At 71.2% G+C, this 21,968-nt stretch carries 21 protein-coding genes; 8 read left to right on the top strand and 13 right to left on the bottom strand.

Translation table 11 applies throughout. The annotated features are described in order from the left end of the window. Positions 1-210: 210 nt before the first annotated feature. Genes hisF through hisD form a run of 8 tightly spaced genes read right to left on the bottom strand, consistent with a single transcriptional unit; the run spans position 211 to position 5,962 of the window. Positions 211-966 (bottom strand): imidazole glycerol phosphate synthase subunit HisF, encoded by a 756-nt coding sequence (hisF, locus tag ACFYPA_RS25030; RefSeq protein WP_359083254.1) that lies wholly within the window; start codon positions 964-966, stop codon positions 211-213. After that, entirely contained in the window at positions 966-1,361 is a 396-nt protein-coding gene (locus tag ACFYPA_RS25025) for a RidA family protein (RefSeq protein ID WP_359083253.1), read from the bottom strand. Before ACFYPA_RS25025 ends, hisF begins: the two co-directional genes overlap by 1 nt. After that, a complete protein-coding gene (priA, locus tag ACFYPA_RS25020) occupies positions 1,358-2,083 on the bottom strand; it encodes a bifunctional 1-(5-phosphoribosyl)-5-((5-phosphoribosylamino)methylideneamino)imidazole-4-carboxamide isomerase/phosphoribosylanthranilate isomerase PriA (protein ID WP_359083252.1) in 726 nt (241 codons plus the stop codon). The genes ACFYPA_RS25025 and priA overlap by 4 nt, the downstream gene beginning before the upstream one ends. After that, positions 2,083-2,724 carry an imidazole glycerol phosphate synthase subunit HisH gene (gene hisH / locus ACFYPA_RS25015; protein WP_359083251.1) on the bottom strand — a complete coding sequence of 214 codons (642 nt, stop codon included), beginning with the start codon at positions 2,722-2,724 and terminating at the stop codon, positions 2,083-2,085. Before hisH ends, priA begins: the two co-directional genes overlap by 1 nt. A 10-nt stretch (positions 2,725-2,734) precedes the next feature. Continuing rightward, on the bottom strand, positions 2,735-2,902 hold the full coding sequence (locus ACFYPA_RS25010) for a hypothetical protein (protein ID WP_359083250.1): 168 nt from the start codon (positions 2,900-2,902) through the stop codon (positions 2,735-2,737). Further along, positions 2,899-3,501: an imidazoleglycerol-phosphate dehydratase HisB gene (hisB, locus tag ACFYPA_RS25005; RefSeq protein ID WP_359083248.1), complete on the bottom strand. Its 603-nt coding sequence runs from the start codon at positions 3,499-3,501 to the stop codon at positions 2,899-2,901. The genes ACFYPA_RS25010 and hisB overlap by 4 nt, the downstream gene beginning before the upstream one ends. Beyond that, complete coding sequence (locus tag ACFYPA_RS25000) at positions 3,498-4,643, bottom strand: histidinol-phosphate transaminase (RefSeq protein ID WP_389134261.1); 1,146 nt, start codon at positions 4,641-4,643, stop codon at positions 3,498-3,500. The genes hisB and ACFYPA_RS25000 overlap by 4 nt, the downstream gene beginning before the upstream one ends. Further along, positions 4,640-5,962 (bottom strand): histidinol dehydrogenase, encoded by a 1,323-nt coding sequence (gene hisD / locus ACFYPA_RS24995; protein ID WP_359083245.1) that lies wholly within the window; start codon positions 5,960-5,962, stop codon positions 4,640-4,642. Before hisD ends, ACFYPA_RS25000 begins: the two co-directional genes overlap by 4 nt. Positions 5,963-6,116: 154 nt before the next feature. Here hisD and ACFYPA_RS24990 point away from each other — a divergent pair, with 154 nt between their 5' ends. The 4 genes from ACFYPA_RS24990 to ybaK all read left to right on the top strand — a co-directional run bounded on the left by ACFYPA_RS24990 (position 6,117) and on the right by ybaK (position 10,285). Continuing rightward, complete coding sequence (locus ACFYPA_RS24990; protein ID WP_359083244.1) at positions 6,117-7,718, top strand: oxidoreductase; 1,602 nt, start codon at positions 6,117-6,119, stop codon at positions 7,716-7,718. A 254-nt stretch (positions 7,719-7,972) separates the two neighbouring features. Next, positions 7,973-9,010 (top strand): hypothetical protein, encoded by a 1,038-nt coding sequence (locus tag ACFYPA_RS24985; protein ID WP_389134257.1) that lies wholly within the window; start codon positions 7,973-7,975, stop codon positions 9,008-9,010. 5 nt (positions 9,011-9,015) lie between these two features. Then, positions 9,016-9,759, top strand: a complete 744-nt coding sequence (locus ACFYPA_RS24980) for an LON peptidase substrate-binding domain-containing protein (RefSeq protein ID WP_359314653.1) — start codon at positions 9,016-9,018, stop codon at positions 9,757-9,759. 22 nt (positions 9,760-9,781) lie between these two features. After that, entirely contained in the window at positions 9,782-10,285 is a 504-nt protein-coding gene (gene ybaK, locus ACFYPA_RS24975; protein WP_359083241.1) for a Cys-tRNA(Pro) deacylase, read from the top strand. 155 nt (positions 10,286-10,440) lie between these two features. Here ybaK and ACFYPA_RS24970 read toward each other — a convergent pair whose 3' ends face one another. The 4 genes from ACFYPA_RS24970 to ACFYPA_RS24955 all read right to left on the bottom strand — a co-directional run bounded on the left by ACFYPA_RS24970 (position 10,441) and on the right by ACFYPA_RS24955 (position 14,661). Beyond that, a complete protein-coding gene (locus tag ACFYPA_RS24970) occupies positions 10,441-11,196 on the bottom strand; it encodes an ABC transporter permease (protein WP_359083438.1) in 756 nt (251 codons plus the stop codon). Positions 11,197-11,242: 46 nt separating this feature from the next. Beyond that, on the bottom strand, positions 11,243-12,094 hold the full coding sequence (locus ACFYPA_RS24965; protein ID WP_389134254.1) for an ABC transporter permease: 852 nt from the start codon (positions 12,092-12,094) through the stop codon (positions 11,243-11,245). A gap of 91 nt (positions 12,095-12,185) precedes the next feature. Then, positions 12,186-13,160 (bottom strand): ABC transporter ATP-binding protein, encoded by a 975-nt coding sequence (locus tag ACFYPA_RS24960; RefSeq protein ID WP_359083434.1) that lies wholly within the window; start codon positions 13,158-13,160, stop codon positions 12,186-12,188. Positions 13,161-13,314: 154 nt separating this feature from the next. Then, positions 13,315-14,661, bottom strand: coding sequence for an NYN domain-containing protein (locus tag ACFYPA_RS24955; protein ID WP_389134252.1), 1,347 nt, complete (start codon positions 14,659-14,661; stop codon positions 13,315-13,317). A gap of 259 nt (positions 14,662-14,920) precedes the next feature. On the opposite strand from ACFYPA_RS24955, the gene ACFYPA_RS24950 reads away from it, so the two are divergent. Next, positions 14,921-15,100 (top strand): hypothetical protein, encoded by a 180-nt coding sequence (locus ACFYPA_RS24950; RefSeq protein ID WP_359083239.1) that lies wholly within the window; start codon positions 14,921-14,923, stop codon positions 15,098-15,100. Positions 15,101-15,192: 92 nt separating this feature from the next. On the opposite strand, the gene dnaE is transcribed toward ACFYPA_RS24950, so the two are convergent. Next, on the bottom strand, positions 15,193-18,729 hold the full coding sequence (gene dnaE, locus ACFYPA_RS24945) for a DNA polymerase III subunit alpha (protein WP_359083238.1): 3,537 nt from the start codon (positions 18,727-18,729) through the stop codon (positions 15,193-15,195). Positions 18,730-18,921: 192 nt separating this feature from the next. On the opposite strand from dnaE, the gene ACFYPA_RS24940 reads away from it, so the two are divergent. From ACFYPA_RS24940 to ACFYPA_RS24930, 3 genes are all read left to right on the top strand, one after another. Beyond that, entirely contained in the window at positions 18,922-20,247 is a 1,326-nt protein-coding gene (locus tag ACFYPA_RS24940; RefSeq protein ID WP_359083237.1) for a DUF2252 domain-containing protein, read from the top strand. Between the two features lie 65 nt (positions 20,248-20,312). Continuing rightward, on the top strand, positions 20,313-21,044 hold the full coding sequence (locus ACFYPA_RS24935; RefSeq protein ID WP_389134395.1) for a hypothetical protein: 732 nt from the start codon (positions 20,313-20,315) through the stop codon (positions 21,042-21,044). A 57-nt stretch (positions 21,045-21,101) separates the two neighbouring features. Further along, complete coding sequence (locus tag ACFYPA_RS24930) at positions 21,102-21,914, top strand: DsbA family protein (RefSeq protein WP_359083236.1); 813 nt, start codon at positions 21,102-21,104, stop codon at positions 21,912-21,914. Positions 21,915-21,968: the final 54 nt, after the last annotated feature.

The following is a 21,968-nucleotide window of genomic DNA, read 5'->3' as shown; positions in this document are numbered from 1 at the left end:
AGGTGCTGCACGAGGGGGGCCTCTCGGTCGTGGCGGGAGCCACACCGGGCAGGGACCGAGACCCCCCTGTCGACTGTCACCGGGGGCCGTTCGGGGTGCACCGCGTGGAACCGCCGTTGTTCTCTGGCGGTCGCCACTCTCGCGGTGCACCCCGGTGGCACACATCGGCAAGTTCACCGGCCTTCACGGCCGGTCCCGGCCCGCGCACCCTCAGCGGACCGGGTGCCCGGCCTCCCGCAGCGCGCCCTTGACCTCGGAGATCCGCAGATCGCCGAAGTGGAAGACCGACGCGGCGAGGACCGCGTCGGCCCCGGCGTCGACGGCCGGTGCGAAGTCCGCGAGCCGGCCCGCACCGCCGGAGGCGATGACGGGGACGCTCACGTGCCGGCGCACGGCGGCGATCATCTCGGTGTCGTAGCCGTCCTTCGTGCCGTCGGCGTCCATCGAGTTGAGCAGGATCTCGCCCGCGCCGAGTTCGGCCGCCCGGTGGGCCCATTCGACGGCGTCGATGCCGGTGCCCTTGCGGCCGCCGTGCGTGGTGACCTCGAAGGTGCCCGTGGGGGTGCGCCGGGCGTCCACGGAGAGCACCAGGACCTGGCGGCCGAAGCGCTCGGCGATCTCCCGGATCAGCTCCGGCCGGGCGATGGCCGCGGTGTTGACGCCGACCTTGTCGGCGCCGGCCCGCAGGAGCTTGTCGACGTCGTCGGGGGCGCGGACGCCGCCGCCGACGGTGAGCGGGATGAAGACCTGCTCGGCGGTGCGGCGCACCACGTCGTACGTCGTCTCCCGGTCGCCGCTGGACGCGGTGATGTCGAGGAAGGTCAGCTCGTCGGCGCCCTCGGCGTCGTACAGCTTCGCCATCTCGACGGGGTCACCGGCGTCGCGCAGGTTCTGGAAGTTGACGCCCTTGACGACGCGGCCGTTGTCCACGTCGAGGCAGGGGATGACACGTACGGCGAGCGTCATCACGCACCTGCCCGGTAGGCCTCGACCTCGACCTCGACGACCAGGCTCGGGTCGACGAGACCGGACACGATGATCATGGTGGCGGCGGGGCGGACGTCGTCGAACAGCTCCTTGTGGGCGCGGCCGACCTCGTCCGTGTCCCGGGCGTGCGTGACGTACATCCGGGTGCGGACGACGTCCGCGCGTCCGAGGCCCACCTGCTTCAACGCCTCGAAGGCGACCTCGAAGGAGGCGACGGCCTGCTCGTAGGGGCTGCCCGCGGAGATCTGGCCGCCCACCACGGACGTGCAGCCGGCCACGAGCACCAGCCCGTTCGGGAGTTCCACCGCGCGGGAGTACCCGAACTTCTCCTCCCAGGGGGCGCCGGAGGAGACGCGCCTGACGGTGTCGCTCATGCGGCGACCGCCTTCAGGGCCTCTTCCAGCGTGAACGCCTTCGCGTACAGCGCCTTCCCGACGATCGCGCCCTCGACGCCTTCGGGGACGAGCAGGGAGATCGCCCGCAGGTCGTCGAGACTGGAGACGCCGCCGGAGGCGACGACGGGGCGGTCGGTGGCCGCGCAGACGTCCCGCAGCAGGCCCAGGTTGGGGCCCTGGAGCGTGCCGTCCTTGGCGATGTCGGTGACGACGTAGCGGGCGCAGCCCTCGGAGTCGAGGCGGGCGAGCGTCTCGTAGAGGTCGCCGCCATCGCGGGTCCAGCCGCGGCCGCGCAGCGTGGTGCCGCGGACGTCGAGGCCGACCGCGATCTTGTCGCCGTGCTCGGCGATGACCTTGGCGACCCACTCCGGGGTCTCCAGGGCGGCCGTGCCGAGGTTGACGCGACGACAGCCGGTGGCGAGGGCGGCGGCGAGCGTGGCGTCGTCGCGGATACCGCCGGAGAGCTCGACCTTGATGTCCATGGCGCCGGCCACCTCGGCGATGAGCGCCCGGTTGTCACCGGTGCCGAAGGCGGCGTCCAGGTCGACGAGGTGCAGCCATTCGGCGCCGGAGCGCTGCCAGGCGAGCGCGGCCTCCAGGGGCGAGCCGTAGGAGGTCTCGGAGCCGGACTCGCCGTGCACCAGGCGGACCGCCTGGCCGTCGCGGACATCGACGGCGGGGAGCAGTTCAAGCTTCGGCATTACAGCGTCTCGATCCAGTTGGTCAGCAGCTGGGCGCCGGCATCGCCGGACTTCTCGGGGTGGAACTGGGTGGCCCACAGCGCGCCGTTCTCCACGGCCGCCACGAACCGTTCACCGTGCGTGGCCCAGGTGACCTTGGGGGCACGGATCTTGGCGTTGGTGACTTCGAGGGACCAGTCGTGCGCCGCGTACGAGTGCACGAAGTAGTACCGGGCCTCGGCGTCGAGTCCGGCGAACAGCCGGGAGTCCTCGGGGGCCTCGACGGTGTTCCACCCCATGTGCGGGACGACGTCGGCCTGGAGCGGGCCGACGGTGCCGGGCCACTCGTCGAGGCCCTCGGTCTCCACGCCGTGCTCGATGCCGCGCTCGAAGAGGATCTGCATGCCGACGCAGATGCCCATGACGGGGCGTCCGCCGGAGAGCCTGCGTCCGATGATCCATTCACCGCGGGCCTTCTTCAGGCCCTCCATGCAGGCGGAGAACGCGCCGACGCCGGGCACGAGCAGCCCGTCGGCGTTCATCGCCGTGTCGAAGTCGCGGGTGATCTCGACGTCGGCGCCGACGTGGGCGAGGGCGCGCTCGGCGGACCGGACGTTACCGAAGCCGTAGTCGAAGACGACGACCTTCTTCTTCGTATCCACGTGTGACTCCTCAGTCCCAGAGGCCCTGGATCCGCATGACGCCCGCTACCAGGCACATCACGGAGGCGATCGAGAGCAGCACGATGATGCCCTTGGGCATGCCCTGCTTCGAGAAGGAGTAGACCCCGCCGGCCAGGAAGAGGCCGACCAGGATCAGGACGGTGTTGAGGCCGGTCACAGGGCGCCCTTCGTGGAGGGGAGGATGCCGGCCGCGCGGGTGTCGTGCTCGCTGGCGTAGCGCAGGGCCCGGGCGAGCGCCTTGAACTGGCACTCCACGATGTGGTGGGCGTTGCGCCCGTACGGGACGTGGACGTGCAGGGCGATCTGCGCCTGGGCGACGAAGGACTCCAGGATGTGCCGGGTCATCGTCGTGTCGTACTCACCGATCATCGGCGCCATGTTGTCGGGCTCGGTGTGCACGAGGTACGGGCGGCCGGAGAGGTCGACGGTGACCTGGGCGAGCGACTCGTCCAGCGGGACGGTGCAGTTGCCGAAGCGGTAGATGCCGACCTTGTCGCCGAGGGCCTGCTTGAACGCGGCACCGAGGGCGAGGGCGGTGTCCTCGATGGTGTGGTGCGAGTCGATGTGCAGGTCGCCGTCGGTCTTGACGGTGAGGTCGAACAGTCCGTGGCGGCCGAGCTGGTCGAGCATGTGGTCGTAGAAGCCGACCCCGGTCGCGACATCGACCTTGCCGCTGCCGTCGAGGTTGATCTCGACGAGCACGGAGGTTTCCTTGGTGGTCCGCTCCACTCTTCCTACGCGGGCCTCGCGAGTCATGCGTCGTGCTCCTTCTTCAGTTCGCGTACCGCATCGAGGAACGCGTCGTTCTCTGCCGGGGTCCCTGCGGAGACCCGCAGCCATCCCGGTACGCCGTTGTCCCGGACCAGGACACCCCGGTCGAGGATGTGCTGCCAGGCGGTGTGGCTGTCGGCGAAGCGGCCGAACTGGACGAAGTTGGCGTCCGAGTCGGTGACGGCGAAGCCGAGGGCGCGCAGCTCGGTGACGATCCGGTCGCGCTCGCCCTTGAGCTGCGCGACGTACCCGAGAAGCGTATCGGTGTGCTCCAGGGCGGCGAGCGCGGTGGCCTGGGTGACGGAGGACAGGTGGTACGGCAGCCGCACCAGCTGGACCGCGTCGACGACGGCCGGGTCCGCGGCGAGATAGCCGAGGCGCAGTCCGGCGGCGCCGAACGCCTTCGACATGGTGCGCGAGAGCACCAGGTGCCGGCGGCCCTCGATCAGCGGGAGCAGCGAGGCGTGGTGGCTGAACTCGCCGTACGCCTCGTCGACGACGACCATCGACGGCCCCGCGGCCTGTGCGGCGTCGTACAGCGCGAGGACGGTCTGCGCGTCGACGGCCGTGCCGGTGGGGTTGTTGGGCGAGGTGATGAAGACGACGTCGGGGCGCTCCCGCGCGATGACGGCGCGGGCCGCGTCGACGTCGATGGTGAAGTCCTCGTTGCGCGGTCCGGAGATCCAGCCGGTGCCGGTGCCGCGGGCGATGAGGGCGTGCATCGAGTACGAGGGCTCGAAGCCGATCGCCGTGCGGCCGGGGCCCCCGAAGGTCTGCAGCAGCTGCTGGAGCACCTCGTTGGAGCCGTTGGCCGCCCAGACGTGGGCGCGGGTGACGTCGAGCCCGGCGGTGCGGGAGAGGTAACGGGCCAGCTCGGTACGGAGCTCGACGGCGTCCCGGTCGGGGTAGCGGTTGAGGTCGCGGGCGGCCTCGCGGACCCGTTCGGCGATCCGGTCGACGAGGGCGTCGGGGAGCGGGTACGGGTTCTCGTTGGTGTTCAGCCGGACGGGCACGTCGAGCTGGGGCGCTCCGTACGGGGACTGGCCGCGCAGTTCGTCGCGGATCGGGAGGTCGTCCCAGGCGTGGCGCTCGGCGTCGTTACCGGGGGTGGTGCTGTCGTTCGTCACTGCTGCGGAACCTTCCACCCGAACCTGGCCTTGAGTGCTGCGCCGTGGGCGGGGAGGTCCTCCGCCTCGGCGAGGGTCACCACGTGGTGGGTGACCTCCGCGAGCGCGTCGCGCGTGTAGTCGACGATGTGGATGCCCCGCAGGAAGGACTGCACGGACAGGCCCGAGGAGTGACAGGCGCAGCCGCCGGTGGGCAGGACGTGGTTGGAGCCGGCGCAGTAGTCCCCGAGGGAGACGGGCGACCAGGGGCCGACGAAGATCGCGCCGGCGTTACGGACACGGGCGGCGACGGCCGCGGCGTCGGCGGTCTGGATCTCCAGGTGCTCGGCGGCGTACGCGTCGACGACCTTGAGGCCGTCCTCCAGGTCGTTGACCAGGACGATCGCGGACTGGCGGCCGGCCAGTGCGGGCTCGATCCGGTCGGTGACGTGCTTGGTCGCGGCGACCTGGGGCTTCAGCTCGGCCTCGGTGGCGGCGGCGAGCTCCTCGGAGTCGGTGACCAGGACGGCGGCCGCCATCGGGTCGTGCTCGGCCTGACTGATCAGGTCGGCGGCGACGTGGGCCGGATCGGCGGTGGCGTCGGCGAGGATCGCGATCTCGGTGGGGCCGGCCTCGGCGTCGATGCCGATGCGGCCCTTGAGGAGGCGTTTGGCGGCGGCGACGTAGATGTTGCCGGGGCCTGTGACGAGGTTCACGGGCAGGCAGTCCTCGGTGCCGTACGCGAACATCGCGACGGCCTGGGAGCCGCCGGCGGCGTACACCTCGTCGACGCCGAGCAGGGCGCACGCGGCCAGGATCGTGGGGTGCGGCAGGCCCCCGAAGGCCTTCTGGGGCGGGGAGGCGACGGCGACGCCCTCGACGCCCGCCTCCTGCGCGGGGACCACGTTCATCACGACGGAGGACGGGTAGACCGAACGCCCGCCCGGCACGTACAGCCCGACGCGCTCGACGGGCACCCACTTCTCGGTGACGGTGCCACCGGGCACGACCTGGGTGGTGACCGCGTGACGGCGCTGCTCGCGGTGGACGAGGCGGGCGCGGCGGATCGACTCCTCCAGGGCGGCGCGCACGGCGGGGTCGAGCTGCTCCAGCGCGTCCGTGATCGCGTCGGCCGGGACGCGGATCGAGCCGATCCGCACCCCGTCGAGCTTCTCCCCCCAGTCGATCACTGCCGCCGAGCCACGATGGCGTACGTCCTCGCAGATGGGCCGCACCGTCTCCAGGGCGGCTTCCACGTCGAACTCGGCACGGGGCAGCAGGTCGCGCAGGGCGCCGCCCTCGGGGAGGGCATTGCCGCGCAGATCGATTCGAGAGATCACACCGCAATTCTCGCAGACCGCCCGCGACGCCCGGACGCCCGTATCACTGGCTGATACATGTCCCCGCTGTCACGGCTGACTATTAGCGTTCACCTGGTCACTCAGAGGGAATAAGGGGATTACCGATTTACGGCTCCGAGCGGAGGGAGCGTCGGTGACCGAACCGCACGACGGGGAGATTCCGGACGGCCTCAGCGCCGCAGAGCTGGGCATGTGGCAGTCCTTCAGGACCGGGACCACCTACGACCTGCGTGCCCGTGACGGGGTGCGCGACGATCCCTTCGCCCTGCACGTCTGGGGCCCCGAACGAAGCGTGGCGGCCCGGGTCGTCGCCCGGCTGCTGCTGAGCGGTCCGGAGGCCCGGCCGGGCCGGGTGGCGGCGCTGAAGCTCCGGGGGCTGCTGATCACGGGCAAGCTCGACCTCGCGGGCGGGCGCGTCGATCCGTACGTGGAGATGACGGGCTGCCGCTTCGAGGAGGAGGTGGCGCTGCCCGAGTGCCACTTCACGACGCTGCGGCTGGTCGGGTGCGCCATCCCGCGGCTGGAGGCGGCCCGGCTGCGCACCGAGGGTGACCTGCACCTGCCGCGCTGCCGGGTGGAGCGCGGCATCCGGCTCACGGACGCCCAGATCGGTACGGATCTACTGATCAGTCAGATCGACATCGGCCCCGACCGGCAGGGGCGGGCCCTGATCGGTGACGGGCTCACGGTCGCCCAGGACCTGCAGGCCGAGATGATCGAGACGCTCGGTGAGCTGAGCCTGCGCGGGGCGAAGGTGGGCGGTTCGCTGAGTCTGCGCGGCAGCCGGCTCCGGGCGACGCAGGGGCGCCGCGCACTGAACGCGCCGCAGCTCAGCGTGGAGCGGACGCTGTACATGAGCGAGGCCTGGGTCAGCGTGGACACGGGCAACCAGGGCACCACTCCCCCGTACGGCATCGCCAACTCCCCCACACCGGCCCGCGGCACCCGTCCGCAGGTCTTCAAGTGCCGGGGCGGGGTGCGGCTGGACGACGGACGGTTCGGTGACGCGGTCGACCTGCACAAGGCCGTGTTCGTGCTGGCCGGGCACGAGGAGCTGTCCCTGCGCCGGACCGTCACTCCGGAGCTGCGGTTCAACCCGGAGCGCCCGGCGCACGGCCGGGTGGTCCTCAACGGGGCGAAGATCGTCACGCTGATCGACGTGTCGACCAGCTGGCCGGGGCCGGGCGGTCTGGCGATGGGCGGTTTCGTGTACGAGAACCTCGTCCCGTACGGGCACTTCCCGCTCTCCCGCCGCCTGGAGTGGGTGTCGGCCGCGACGCCGGAGTACGTGCCGGAGCCGTACGAGCGGCTGGCGGCCGTGCTCCGCAGCTGCGGGGAGGACGCGGACGCCCGCGAGGTGCTGCTCGCCAAGCAGCGGCGCCGCCGGGAGACACTGCCGCCCGCCGCGAAGCTCTGGGGCTTCGTACAGGACTGGACGGTCGCGTACGGCTACCGGCCGGGGCGGGCGGCGGTGTGGATGGCGGTGCTGTGGGCGGCGGGAACGGTGGCCTTCTCGCGGTACGAACCGGCTTCGATCAAGGGCAGCGAGCATCCCGAGTGGAATCCCGCGCTGTACGCGCTGGATCTGCTGGTGCCTGTGATCAACCTCGGCCAGGACGGTTACTGGCGGCTGGAGGGCGGCTGGCAGTGGATCGCGGCGGCCCTGGTCCTGCTGGGGTGGATACTGGCCACCACCGTCGCGGCCGGCGCCTCGCGGCTGCTGCGGCGCGGCTGACCGGGGGGTGCGGTCTGCCGGGGGTCCCCGGGCCGCGCCTCCTTGTGCCGCCGGGCCACCGCGGGGCCGCTGACGCCCGAACGCCTGCGCTCGGTCATCGAACGCATCGCCGATTCCTTTTCTCCGGAACGGCAGGAACAGGCCAGATTCCCCGGATTCCTTTACTCTTTCTTGGCCGCCACCAGGACAACCCATCCACTCGGCACCAAAGCTTCACAGCGCCCCTCTGGCGCCGTCCCGACCAGCGCTTTTCAATGGTCTGCACCATGCCTTTTCTCCGCGCCCTGCTCCGTACCGCGCGCGTGATCCGGCACATCCCGGAGCTGTCCGCCGGGTTGCCCGCCGACCATGCGGTGATGCTCGACGCCCCTGACGAGCGGCTCTCGCCCGCGCTGGTGGCGGCCGCCCTCGGGGAGTACGAGCCGGCGGCGAAGCTGCTGGCGACGACCAGGGACGGCGGCGACTGGGAGAGCCGGGACCGCTATCTGAACCGGCTCGTCGCCTTCGCCCGCAACCGGGACGGCTGGCTCCGCGACTGGCTGGCCGCCGCCCCGCGCGACCCCGACGCGCTCCTCGTCAAGGCCCAGCTCGCGGTCGAGCGGGCCTGGGAGTCACCGGTCCGCGCCGAGCAGCTGCGCGCGGCCGGTCCGATGATCACGGCGGCGGCGCAGAGCGATCCGCGCGACCCGGTGCCCTGGCGCCTGGCCCTGGACCACGCCCGCGGCACTCACGCCACGCACACCACGTTCGAGGCGCTGTGGGAACAGGCCCTACAGCGCTCCTCGCACCACTACGGCTGTCATGTGGCCGCCCTCCAGTACCTCTCCGCCGCCTGGTACGGCTCGCACCGCGAGTGCTTCGACTTCGCCGAGCGGGCCGCCGAGGACTCGGCCCCCAGCTCGCTGGTGCAGGCGCTGCCGCTGCGGGCCGCCTTCGCGGTGCTGACCGAGAGGCCGGGGGCCGGCTTCACGTCGGTGCAGGAGGAGCGCGTCGACGCCGCGGCGGATCTGGCGATCTCGCTGTCCGGCGCCTTCGCGCCGGGAGACCCGTGGCCGGCCGAGGTGCGCAATCTGCTCGCGTACGTGCTGGTGGTGCGGGAACGCTGGGACGAGGCGCTGGAACAGTTCCGACAGATCGGACCCCATGCGGCGTCTTTCCCGTGGGCCTCGGTGTCCGACGATCCGCTCGGCAGGTTCCTCGACGAACGGGACGGCGTACGGCTCCGAGTGGCCTCCGGGATGACGCTCAGCCACCGGGGCGACCGGGGACGGGCGCGCGGCCATTACGCTTGACCGTTGTGACCACCGCTCGCCTGCCTCTGTTCCCGCTGAACGCGGTGCTGTTCCCCGGCCTCGTGCTGCCGCTGAACGTCTTCGAGGAGCGTTATCGCGCCATGATGCGCGAGCTCCTGAAGACCGATGAGGACGAACCGCGCCGCTTCGCCGTGGTCGCCATCCGCGACGGCCGTGAGACCGCCCCGGTGGGCGCGGGCATGCCGGACGCGTTGACGACGCCCGTCGAGCGCGGGCCGGCGGAGGGCTTCGGCCCCGACCCGGTCCAGACGTTCCACCGGGTCGGCTGCATCGCCGACGCGGCCAAGATCCGGGAGCGGTCGGACGGCAGCTTCGAGGTCCTGGCGACCGGCACCAGCCGGGTGAGGCTCCTGTCCGTGGACGCGAGCGGCCCGTTCCTCACCGCCGAGCTCGAAGAACTCGACGAGGAGCCGGGCGAGGAGGCGGAGGCACTCACCGAGGGCGTCCTGAGGGCCTTCCGCAGCTACCAGAAGCGGCTGGCGGGGGCGAGCGAACGCTCCCTGACCACGGGCGCGGACCTGCCCCACGAGCCGTCGGTCGTCTCGTACCTGGTCGCCGCCGCGGCGATGCTCGACGTCCCGGCCAAGCAGCGGCTGCTCCAGGCCCCGGACACCGCGACGCGGCTCCGCGAGGAGCTGACGATCCTGCGCTCCGAGACCGCCGTCATCCGCCACCTCCCGTCGCTGCCCGCCGTGGAACTCACCCGCGCCCCGACCCACCCCAACTGAGCGACCGGAGGGCCGCGCCCCCGTGGCGAAGAAGTCGAAGAAGCAGTCCCAGTCCGGCGGCACGCCCGCGACGGTCGCGCTGACGGCGGCGGGCGTGGAGTTCACGGTGCACGCGTACGAGCACGACCCCGCGTCTGCCTCCTACGGCGAGGAGGCGGCCGAGGCCCTCGGGGTGTCGCCCGACCGGGTGTTCAAGACCCTGGTCGCCGACGTGGACGGCCGTCTGACGGTCGCGGTCGTCCCCGTGGCGGGCTCCCTCGACCTGAAGGCCCTGGCCTCGGCAACCGGCGGCAAGCGCGCCACCATGGCGGACCCGGCGGCGGCGGAGCGCACCACGGGCTACGTCCGCGGCGGTATCTCGCCCCTGGGCCAGCGCAAGCGGCTGCCCACGGTGCTGGACGCGTCGGCGCGGTCGCACGCGACCATCTGTGTCTCGGCGGGCCGCCGCGGCCTGGAGGTCGAACTGTCCCCCACGGACCTGGCCGCCCTGACGAACGCGGTATTCGCCCCGATCGGCCGGGGCTAGCAAAACCCCACCCCCAGCCCCTCCGGCGCTTGAGGAGCGGGGCCCGGGGCAAACCCCACCCCCAGCCCCTCCGGCGTTTGAGGAGCGGGGTCCGGGGCGGAGCCCCGGTTACGGGAAGGGGCGGGTAGGGGAAAGGCCCCGCGCAGCGGCCCCGCTCACGCCGACGGACCGGGCGACGGCGGCCCCGCCTCGGGCGAAGACGAGGACGACGGAGACGGCGAGGACGACGAAGGCGCGGCCCCGGCCCCCCCGGGCGCAGGCCCGGAAGGCACACCCCCCGAAGTCCCCCCGTGGTACACCCCCCACTCCGGCTCCGGATCCCGCGGCCCGAACATCGCCGTCAGCCCCAGATGCACGGCCATCGCCGCCAACGACCACGCCAGCAACGCCCCCTTCGCGTGCAGCTCCAGCGGGGCGTCGAAGATCACGCCCTTGCCGACCTCGCGCGCGTGGGCGACCACGTCGTCGGTCGGTCCCAGCCAGGTGCCGAGCTGCCACGCCACGACCGAGCCGAGTACGCCGCCCACCGCGAGCCCCGCCACGAGAGCGATCCCGCCCTTGCGGTGGAACCAGAAGACCAGCCCCGCGGACACCGCGCCGAAGGCGAGCGCGAGCAGCGCGAACGTACCGTCGGCGCCGATCGCCTCCTCGCCCTCGCTGTCGCTGAGGAAGACGGCCGTGTCGTCGGAGACCAGCGGAACCCGCGGCGACAGCCACAGCCAGAGCAGTCCGAGCGCGACCCCGGCGACCGTCACCGCGACGGCGACCAGCGCCGCCCGACGCAGTTCCGCGCGGAGTTCCCCCTCCTCCGGCGAATGCGGCAGAGTTCCGAGGTGGGAGCCGCCGGGGCCACCCCCTTGCGGCGGTTTCTGCCACGGGTCATGGGGCGAGGGCTGGTGCGGCGGCGTCATCGGAGCTGTCACCGTGCCATCGTGCCAGGCGTCCCTGTGGCGCGCCTCACCGGACCGCCGCCCTGCGGTACGCCCAGGTCGCCACGGCGAGCGAGAGGACGCCCACGACGGCGCAGACGGCGAGGTCGAGGGCGACGACGGCCCAGTCGGGGTGGGCGTCGAAGGACCGGGAGAGCGCCTCGACGCCGTACGTGGACGGCAGCAGGTCGCGTGCCCAGCCGATCGGCTCCGGCAGCCGGGCCGCCGGGAGCACGCCCAGCAGCAGCGCCGCTGACATGCCGAGCTGTCCCAGCAGGGTGGCGAGCTCCTGACGCGGCGCGAGCAGCCCGAGGGCGGCGCCCAGTCCGGAGAGCGCGGCCCCGGAGAGCGGGATGACGGCGACGAGCACCCACAGGTGGGTCACCGGCAGCCCGAACAGCACGCTGCCGGTCACGGCGGTCACGATCGTTCCGGGCACGGTGAAGGAGGCGTACGCCCCCGCCGCGCCGAGCACCACGGCGGCGGGCGGCACCGGCAGGGTCGCGTAGTGGTCGAGCCCCCCGCCGGCCCGCAGCTGCCCGAAGTACTGGGCGAGCAGGTTCAGCGCGACGAAGGCGACCACCAGGACGCTGGACCCGGCCACGACGGCGCGGGACTCGGCGCCCCCGTCCACGACTCCGCGCATCAGGATCATGATCCCGATGGACTGGAAGGTCGCCACGAAGAGCAGCGGGATGCGGGCGACCCTGGCCCGGGACAACTGGGCCCGGTAGACCGCCGCGAGCGAGGGGAGGAACCGAGCGCGCGGCGCCAGCGGCGCGGGCGGCACCGGCCCCTGCGTGCCGTCGTCGGCGCGCCCCGTCCGGCCCGGCTCTCCGGCCTGCCCGGTCACCGCTTCCGCAGGAACGATGCTCGTCACCTGGCGCTGCTCCTGTTCGGTCCCTGCCCGGCCGCACACCCGCACCGGTCCGTTTCGGCCGCTGCGGCCCCCGCACTGATCACGCGTCCCCTCATGACTTCACCAGCCCCTTGGCCGCGTCCCCGCCGAGCGCCAGGTAGACGTCCTCCAGGCTGGGCGTCGCCAGGGTGAAGTCGTCCAGCGCGGCGAACGCGGCGCCCCCGGTCACGGCGGCGACGGCCGCCCGCGCCTCGTCGGGGCCCAGACGCAGCACCCAGCGGCGCCCCGACTCCTGCGCGGACGCCCGCAGCGCGGCGACCTCGGGTACGTCCAGCGGCGCGCGCTCGCGCCACACCAGTTCCACCCGGACCTCGCCCGCGACCCGTTCCTTGAGCCCGGCCGGGGTGTCGCAGGCGATGACCTTGCCGCGTTCCATCACGGCGACCCGGTCGAGGACGGTCTCGGCCTCGATGACGTTGTGGGTGACCAGCAGCACCGTCGCCCCGCGCTCGGCCCGCCGCCGGTCGACGGCGGCCCAGACGGCGCGCCGGGCCACCGGGTCCATGCCGGTCGTCGGCTCGTCGAGGATGAGCACCGGCCGCTCCCCGACCAGCGCGGCCGCCACGCAGGCGAGCCGTCGCTGCCCGCCGGAGAGCTTCTTCAGGGGACGGCCTGCGATCTCGCCGAGGCCGAGTTCGTCGAGCACGGCGTCGCGTTCGGCCCGCGCCTCGCGCACCGGCAGACCGCGCAGCCGTCCGGTGGTCTCGGCGGCGAGCCCGACGGTCAGCTCGTCGAGCGCGGTCGACTCCTGCCCGAGGTAGCCGATCAGCCGTGAGGCCCGTTCCGGGTGGCGGACGAGGTCGTGGCCCAGCATGTCGACGCTGCCCGAGTCGGGGCGCATCAGTCCGGTGAGCTGTCGTACGAGGGTGGACTTGCCGGCGCCGTTGGGGCCGAGCAGTCCGAAGATCTCACCGCGCCGGATGTCCAGGCTGATGCCGTCGGTGGCGCGCACCTCGGGTGTCGCGGGCGTGCCGCGCCGCCCCCGGGCCGCGGGATAGGTCCTGACCAGATCACGCACCGCGCACACGGTGCCGTTCGCCGTCTGCGCCTGTGCTGTGCCCGTACTCACGAGGTACGAGGGTACGGGGTCCGGGGACCCGCATTACGCCCGGGGCCGTACCGATCGGACATCAACGCGGCAGACGCCGGCCGGGTTGAGCGCCTCGGGTTCCGATGCGAACTCAGTCCCCGGACGCCGCCGCGCTCGTGGGTTTCCCGGCGCCGGGCGTGTGCCGGTCGGCCGCCGGGGGGTGCTTCTCGCCCGCCGGGGCGTGTTCCGCCGCGGCGCGGACGTCGATCTCGCGCCAGAACCCGGCCCGGATCGCGTACCGGTCGTGCTCGTCGATCTGGTCGTCCTTGTGGGCGAGCAGTCCGAAGCGGGCGGCGTACCGCAGGAGTTCGCCGTCGATGCGGTGCGGGATGCGCGGGTACATGGTGGACAGCTTCTGCAGGTGGACGGTTTCCGGCAGGCGTTCCATCCAGCGCCGGGCGAAGACCTGCCCCACCTCGAAGGGGTCGCCGCCGACCGTGGTGATGTCCTCCTCCCGGTCCGCCCAGCGCTGCTCGGCGGTGGTGACCTGGGCGAGCGTCGGCAGGGACGCGGTCTCGGGAGGCTCTCCGAGGGGGCCACCGCGCTCGACCCATCCCCGGTCGGAGGACCAGCGCAGGGTCGCGTTGGCGGGCGGCGGGGCCGGGTGCTGCCGGTCCGCCTGGGCGCCGGGGCCGCGCAGGGTGCCCGCGAGGTCCTTCGGGGTGGGGACGCCCCGGCCGCCGTGGCCGTGCGCGCCGTGGCCGGTGTTCTCGTCGTTCTCGTCGGGCGGCGCGGACGTGCCGTTGCGGGCGGCTTCGGCCTGGGCCCGGGAGGCCCGCTCGGCGGAGGCCGCGAGTGCCGCCTCGGGCAGGGGCGCGGAGAGGATCGCGGCGATCTCGGGATTGCGCGGGGCGGGCGGCGGGGCGCACGGACCGCCGGTCTCCTTGGCCTGTACGGCCCGGGTGATCCAGGCACGGTCCAGCACGCGCCGCTCGTCGGCCTCCGCGACCAGGTCCTCCGACTGGTTGTAGTCGCCGTCCGCGGCCTGGACGGCCCAGAGGTGGACGGCGACGCCGTGTTCCTTGGCGGACATCAGACCGGGCAGCAGATCACCGTCGCCGGTCACCAGGACGACGTCCGAGCAGGCCCGGTTCCTGGCGAGCTCGGTGAGTTCGGCGTGCATCGCCGCGTCGACGCCCTTCTGTGCCCACCGCCCGTCACTGCGGGTGAGGGCCCCCAGCCGTACCGTCACCCGCGGCATGACGCGCAGCCTGCGGTGTTCGGGCTGCGGTACGCGGTCGGGGGCGCCGTCGAACCAGTAGATCCGCAGCAGCGGCTGCTGCGTGTCGGCCTCGGCCCGCTCCCGCAGCCCTTGGATCAGGGCCGCGTGGTCGACGGTGATGCGGGACCGGGCGGGCTCTCCGGCCAGCAGACTCGCGGCTGCACCCAGCAAGTAGCCGGCGTCCACCAGGACGACGCAACGGTCCACGCGTTCCACCCTCTTCCAGGAATTCGGGAACGGGTTCAGCGGGTCCGGTCTCGCAAAGGGAGCGGATCCGCTTACTCAGGGTTTCCTTCGAGTCTGCCCGACCACGCGAGGGTTAACGGCCGGAACTCGATCATCGGCGTGGCGGATCCGGAAAACGGCGCATCATACCCCCTTGCTACGCACGGTAATGATCCAACATGCGATGTTTATCCGATTATGTGAATCTGACAGCGGTCCTGGCCCCGAGAGTCCTTATAGGAGGAACACCATGGCCAAGAACAAGAACCGCAAGCAGGGCAGCCAGCAGGACCGCGCGTCCGATTCGGAGCGCGGTGCGCAGGAGGCACGGTCCACGGCTTTCGAGTCGCAGAACCAGCCCCAGGCTCAGTCCCAGGGCAGCCCTGCCGATGTTGCGCGTAAGCATCAGCGGCGCTTCGGCCACAACTGACCGGACTTCTCCGGTACGGCCACAGGCCGGTAGCCGGGAGGGGCGCACCCGCGTTCGCGGGGCGCCCCTCCCGTGCGTGTACGGACGGTGGCTCAGCCGGCCAGGCAGGACGGGCCGAGCAGCACCTTCAGGTCGCCGAAGAGCGCCGGGTCGGGCTTCACCCGGTGCCGGTCGAGGCGGAGCACCGTGGTCTTGCGGGGGCCCTGGAGCCTGATGCGCACCTCGGTGTCGCCGCGGTGACTGTTCAGCACCTCGCCGAGCCGGCTGACCATGGGCGGGGTGATCTTGACGGTGGGGATGGTCAGGATCACGGGGGCGTTGGTGCCCGCGTTCGAGATGTCCGGGACCTGCATCTCCATGGCGACCAGGCGGGGCACGTCCTCGCGCTTGTCGAGCCGGCCCTTGACGAAGACGACGGTGTCCTCGACGAGCTGGGTGGAGACCAGCTGGTAGGTGGCCGGGAAGAACATGCACTCGATGGAACCGGCCAGGTCCTCGACGGTGGCGATGGCCCAGGCGTTGCCCTGCTTGGTCATCTTGCGCTGGAGGCCGGAGATGATGCCGCCCACGGTGACGATCGCGCCGTCGCTGTGCTCGCCGCCCATGAGCTGCGAGATCGCGGCGTCGGCCTTGTCGCTCAGCACGTGCTCGATGCCGAAGAGCGGGTGGTCGGAGACGTACAGCCCGAGCATCTCGCGCTCCTGGGCCAGCAGGTAGGACTTCTCCCACTCGATGTCGGAGAACTCCACGTCGAGCCCGAAGCCGGGCTCGTCGCTGTCCTCCTCGCCGCCGCCGAAGAGGTCGAACTGCCCCTCGGCCTCCTTGCGCTTGACCTGCACCACGTTGTCGATCATGGGTTCGTGGTGGGCGACGAGCCCCTTGCGGGTGTGGCCCATCTCGTCGAACGCGCCGGCCTTGATGAGGGACTCCACGGTCCGCTTGTTGCAGACGACCGCCTCGACCTTGTCGAGGAAGTCGGGGAAGCTGCTGTACTTCCCCTTCGTCTTGCGGCACCGGATGATCGAGTCGACGACGTTCTGGCCGACGTTGCGGATGGCCGTCAGCCCGAACAGGATGACGTCGTCACCCTGGGCGGCGAAGTTCGACTCCGACTCGTTGACGTTCGGCGGGAGCACCTTGATGCCCATGCGGCGGCACTCGTTGAGGTAGACCGCCGACTTGTCCTTGTCGTCCTTGACCGAGGTCAGCAGCGCCGCCATGTACTCGGCCGGGTAGTTGGCCTTCAGGTAGCCGGTCCAGTAGGTGACCAGTCCGTACGCGGAGGAGTGCGCCTTGTTGAAGGCGTATCCGGCGAAGGGGACCAGCACGTCCCACAGGGCCTTGATCGCGGCGTCGGAGAAGCCGTTCTTCTTGGCGCCCGCCTCGAACAGGACGAAGTTCTTCGCCAGCTCGTCGGCCTTCTTCTTGCCCATCACGCGGCGCAGGATGTCTGCCTCGCCGAGCGAGTACCCGGCGACGATCTGGGCGGCCTTCTGGACCTGCTCCTGGTAGACGATCAGGCCGTAGGTGAGGCCGAGGACCTCCTTGAGCGGCTCCTCCAGCTCCGGGTGGATCGGAGTGATCTCCTGGCGGGCGTTCTTGCGCTCGGCGTAGTTCGTGTGCGAGTTCATGCCCATCGGGCCCGGCCGGTACAGGGCCGAGACGGCGGAGATGTCCTCGAAGTTGTCGGGCTGCATCTGGCGCAGCAGGGACCGCATGGGGCCGCCGTCGAACTGGAACACCCCGAGCGTGTCACCGCGGCAGAGCAGTTCGTAGGTCTTGGGGTCGTCCAGCGGCAGCGCCAGCATCTCCAGGTCGATGCCCTTGTTGGACTTCACCATCTTGATGGCGTCGTCCATGATCGTCAGGTTGCGCAGGCCCAGGAAGTCCATCTTCAGCAGGCCGAGCGACTCGCACTGCGGGTAGTCCCACTGCGTGATGGTGACGCCGTCGGTGTGCCGCACCCAGACCGGGGCGTGGTCGACGATCGGCTCGCTGGACATGATGACGCCCGCCGCGTGCACGCCCATCTGCCGGACCAGGCCCTCGACGCCCTTGGCGGTGTCGATGACCTTCCGGACGTCCGGCTCGTTCTCGTACATCCCCCGGATCTCGCCGGCCTCGCTGTAGCGCGGGTGCTTGGGGTCGGTGATGCCGTTGAGGTCGATGCCCTTGCCGAGGACGTCGGCGGGCATGGCCTTGGTGAGGCGGTCGCCCATCGCGTACGGGTAGCCGAGGACGCGGGCCGAGTCCTTGATCGCGTTCTTGGCCTTGATCTTGCCGTAGGTGCCGATCATGGCGACCTTGTCGGCGCCGTACTTCTCGGTGACGTACCGGATCACCTCGACGCGCCTGCGCTCGTCGAAGTCGATGTCGACGTCGGGCATGGAGACGCGCTCGGGGTTGAGGAAGCGTTCGAAGATCAGTCCGTGCTCGATCGGGTCGAGGTCGGTGATGCCCATCGCGTACGACACGATCGAACCGGCGGCGGAGCCTCGGCCGGGACCGACCGCGATGCCGTTGTTCTTGGCCCACATGATGAAGTCGGCGACGACCAGGAAGTACCCCGGGAACCCCATCTGGATGATGATGTCCATCTCGTACTCGACCTGCTTCTGCCGGTCCTCGGGGACCCCGCCCGGGAAGCGGCGGTCCATCCCGACGCGGACCTCCTCCTGGAACCAGGTGATCTCCGTGTAGCCGTCCGGGATGTCGAACTTCGGCATCAGGTCGCGCTTCTCGAACATCCCGGTGGTGTCGATCTGCTGCGCGACCAGCAGGGTGTTGGCGCAGCCCTCCTGCCAGGCGTCCGAGGAGTCGACGCCGTACATCTCGTCGGTCGTCTTGAGGTAGTAGCCGGTGCCGTCGAAGCGGAAGCGGTCCGGGTCGGAGAGGTTCTTGCCGGTCTGGATGCAGAGCAGCGCGTCGTGCGCGGTCGCCTCGCTGGCGTACGTGTAGTGCGAGTCGTTCGTCACGAGCGGCGGGATGTTCAGCTTCTTGCCGATTTCGAGGAGCCCGTCACGGACCCGTCGCTCGATCTCGATGCCGTGGTCCATCAGCTCCAGGAAGTACTTGCCCTCGCCGAAGATGTCCTTGTAGTCGGAGGCGGCCTGGACCGCCTCGTCGAACTGTCCGAGCCGCAGCCGGGTCTGCACCTCTCCCGACGGGCAGCCGGTGGACGCGATCAGGCCCTCGGACCACTGGGAGATGGTCTCCTTGTCCATGCGCGGCCACTTCTGCAGCCAGCCCTCGGCGTAGGCGTCCGAGGACAGCTTGAAGAGGTTGTGCAGCCCCTTGGCGTTCGACGCCCAGATCGTCTTGTGGGTGTAACCACCCGAACCGGAGACGTCGTCGCGCTTCTGGTGCGGCTGACCCCACTGGATCTTCCGCTTGTGCTTGCGCGACTCCGGAGCGACGTACGCCTCGATCCCGATGATCGGCGTCACATTGGCCTTCTGCGCCGAATGGAAGAAGTCGTACGCGCCGTGCAGGTTGCCGTGGTCCGTCATCGCGATATGGGACATGCCCATCTCGTTACAGGCCTCGAACATGTCCTTGAGCCGCGCGGCACCGTCCAGCAGCGAGTACTGGGTGTGGACGTGAAGGTGCGTGAAAGGCGGCTTGGTCACGGCGCTGTGCCTCCGGGGGAACTGGGGGTGACGTGGCTGGGGGTGTCTCGGGGGACAGCGTGGAAGTCTACGTCTCCGAGGTGACGGACGACGGGCACTCCGCGATACGGTCGCGCGTTGGAGGGGCGAGGACACCCGTCCCTTTTGTCATGCACGTCATCACGCAGGCCAGGTACCAGGAGGCACCCAGAGATGTCGGAAACGCAGACCGGCGCAGCGCAGCGCGGGGAGCAGATCCTGGAGGTCTTCGGCACCGCCTTCGGTGAGCTGCTGGCCGCCGATCCGGCTGCCTTCCGGGTGAAGTTCCGGAAGATGGCGGGCTCGGCCTTCGCCTTCTACCGGGGCACCGCGTGTCTCTTCTACAACGACCTGGAGCGGGAGCGGCACGGCGGGCCGTACCTGGACGAGCGCACCGGCCGGGTGTGGATCCACGGCGATCTGCACGCGGAGAACTTCGGCACGTACATGGACGCCAACGGGCGCCTGGTCTTCAACGTGAACGACTTCGACGAAGCGTACGTGGGCCCCTTCACCTGGGACCTCAAGCGCTTCGCCGCCTCCGTCGCCCTGGTCGGTTACGCCAAGGCGCTGGGCGACGACCAGATCACGGAGCTCGTCCGGATCTTCGCGGCGGCCTACCGGGAGCGGATCCACGCCCTGGCGACGGGTGCGAAGAACGACGAGGTGCCGCCGTTCACGCTGGACACCGCCGATGGCCCGCTCCTGGGCGCTCTGCGTGTCGCCCGCTCGCTGACCCGGTTCTCGCTGCTGGACTCGATGACCGAGATCCGTGACTTCGAGCGCCGGTTCGCGGAGGGCGGCGGCTCGATCGACCTGGACGCGGCGACGCGCTACAAGGTCCTCGCGGCGTTCGACGGCTATCTGGAGACGCTGCCGGACTCGAGCCTGACCCGGCCGGACTCCTACCGGGTCAAGGACGTCGTCGGCCGGCGCGGGATCGGTATCGGTTCGGCCGGGCTGCCCTCGTACAACATCCTCCTGGAGGGCAACAGCGACGCCCTGGAGAACGACGTCGTGATCTATCTCAAGCAGGCCCAGACCCCTGCCGTCTCCCGTCACATCACGGACGCGGCGGTGCGGAGCTACTTCCAGCACGAGGGGCACCGCACGGTGATCTCGCAGCGCGCCCTGCAGGCGCACGCCGACCCGTGGCTGGGCTGGACCGAGCTGGACGGTGCCGGGCAGCTGGTCGCCGAGGTGTCGCCGTACGCGGTCGATCTGGACTGGTCGGACATCGACGAGCCCGAGGAGATCGCGGCGGTCGTCGCCGATCTCGGCCGGGCGACGGCGACGATGCACTCCGCGGCGGACGACGAGAGCGGCCACTCCCTGGTGCCGTTCTCCACCGAGCGGGCGATCGACGCGGCGATCGCGGCGGACGAGGAGGGCTTCGGGGACCTGCTGGTCGACTTCGCCCACAGCTACGGGGCCCGGGCGCGCGCGGACCACCAGATCTTCGTGGACCTCTTCCGCAACGGCCGCATCCCGGGGCTGTAAGTCTTCCCACAGCGCCCGGGCCCCTCAGGGCCGGTTTACAGGTTCGCATGCGACACTCCCTGACGATGGACATCTCCGGGACGCAGCTCAGAGTCGTACGCGCGGCGCTTTTCACAGCGCTCGTCGTGACGCTCTCCGCCGCGTCCCATGTGCTGCTCTCCCGGGTTCCGCTGCCGCTGACCCTCGTCGCCGTGCTGGCGGGCGCCGTCTTCGCGATGGCGTACGCGCTGGCCGGGCGGGAGCGCGGCTTCGGGGCCATCGCGGGGCTGCTGGTGCCGCTGGAGCTGGCCGCGGACACCGTCTTCACCACCGGCCAGCACCTCTGTTACGGCGCGGCGGGCGGCCCGATCGCGGGGCCGCTGCGGTCGGTCGGCGTCGATGTGCTGTGCGGCGGCGGTGACGTCGGGGCGGGCGCGACGGGGCTCGCCGGCGTCGGCGACATGGGCACCCCGCTGGCCTCGGTCACCGCGGGCGGTCACGGGGCGGCAGCTCTGCTGGCCTCGCCCGGCCCGCTCGTGCCGTGGCTGCTGCTGGCCGCCCATGTGACGGTCGGGCTGCTCGCCGCCGCCTGGCTGCACCGCGGTGAACTGGCCCTCGCCGGGCTGCTGAGCGCCTTCGCCCTGCTGGCGTTCCGGCCGCTGCTGATCGCGGTGGCCGTGGCCGGGGCCGTCCGCCGCTCCGTACGTCTCAAGGTCCCCGCCGCCGGTCCGGGCCCGCATCTGCCGGCCCACGCCCGCCTCCTGGTGCACTCCGTGGGACGGAGGGGACCGCCGCGCTCGGCCTGCGCCACCGCCTGAGCACGCAAGTCCCCGACGTCGTACGCACACGAACACCCACCCCACGGAGAACCGATCATGAGCAAGCGCAACAGCCAGGCCAACAAGTCCGCCGCCCGCGAGCGGCTGCGCGCGGAGCGCGAGCGCCAGGCCAAGAAGGACAGGACCCGCCGGCAGGTCGTCGTCGGCGTCTCGGTCGTCGCCGCCCTCGCGATCATCGGGGGTGGCGCCTACGGCGTGATGCAGCTGAACAAGCCGGACCACTGGGACGCCGCGAAGGACGCGAAGAACGTCACCGCGCCGAAGAACACCTCGGGCAAGGACGGTACGACCGTCGTCGTCGGCAAGTCGACCGCCAAGAAGACCCTGGAGCTGTACGAGGACTCGCGCTGCCCGATCTGCGCCACGTTCGAGCAGACGGTCGGCGAGACGGTCCACAAGGACGTCGACGCGGGCAAGTACAAGGTCAAGTACGTCGGTGCCACGTTCCTCGACAGCAACGGCGGCGAGGGCTCGAAGAACGCGCTGAGCGCCCTGGGCGCCGCGCTGAACGTGAGCCCCGAGGCCTTCCTCGACTACAAGTACGCGCTCTACTCCGCGAAGTTCCACCCGGAGGAGACGGACGACAAGTTCAAGGACGACTCGTACCTGATCAAGGTGGCCGACACCGTGGACGCGCTGAAGGGCAACGACGCGTTCCAGAAGAACGTCAAGGACGGCACGTACGACGCCTGGGCGATGAAGATGTCCGCCACGTTCGACAAGAGCGGCGTCGAGGGCACTCCGACGCTGAAGATGGACGGCAAGACGCTGACCGGCTCGGACAACAAGAACGCCCCGATGACGGTGGCGGACTTCACCAAGGCGATCACCGCCGCGCTGAAGGGCTGATCCGCACGGACCCGGTCGAACGGGCGGGTGGACCCACCGGGTCCACCCGCCCGT

It is taken from the genome of Streptomyces sp. NPDC005775, assembly GCF_042871565.1.
Lineage (GTDB): Bacteria > Actinomycetota > Actinomycetes > Streptomycetales > Streptomycetaceae > Streptomyces.
The sequence above is the reverse complement of the archived record's forward strand: the minus strand, read 5'-3'. Positions and strand labels throughout refer to the sequence as shown.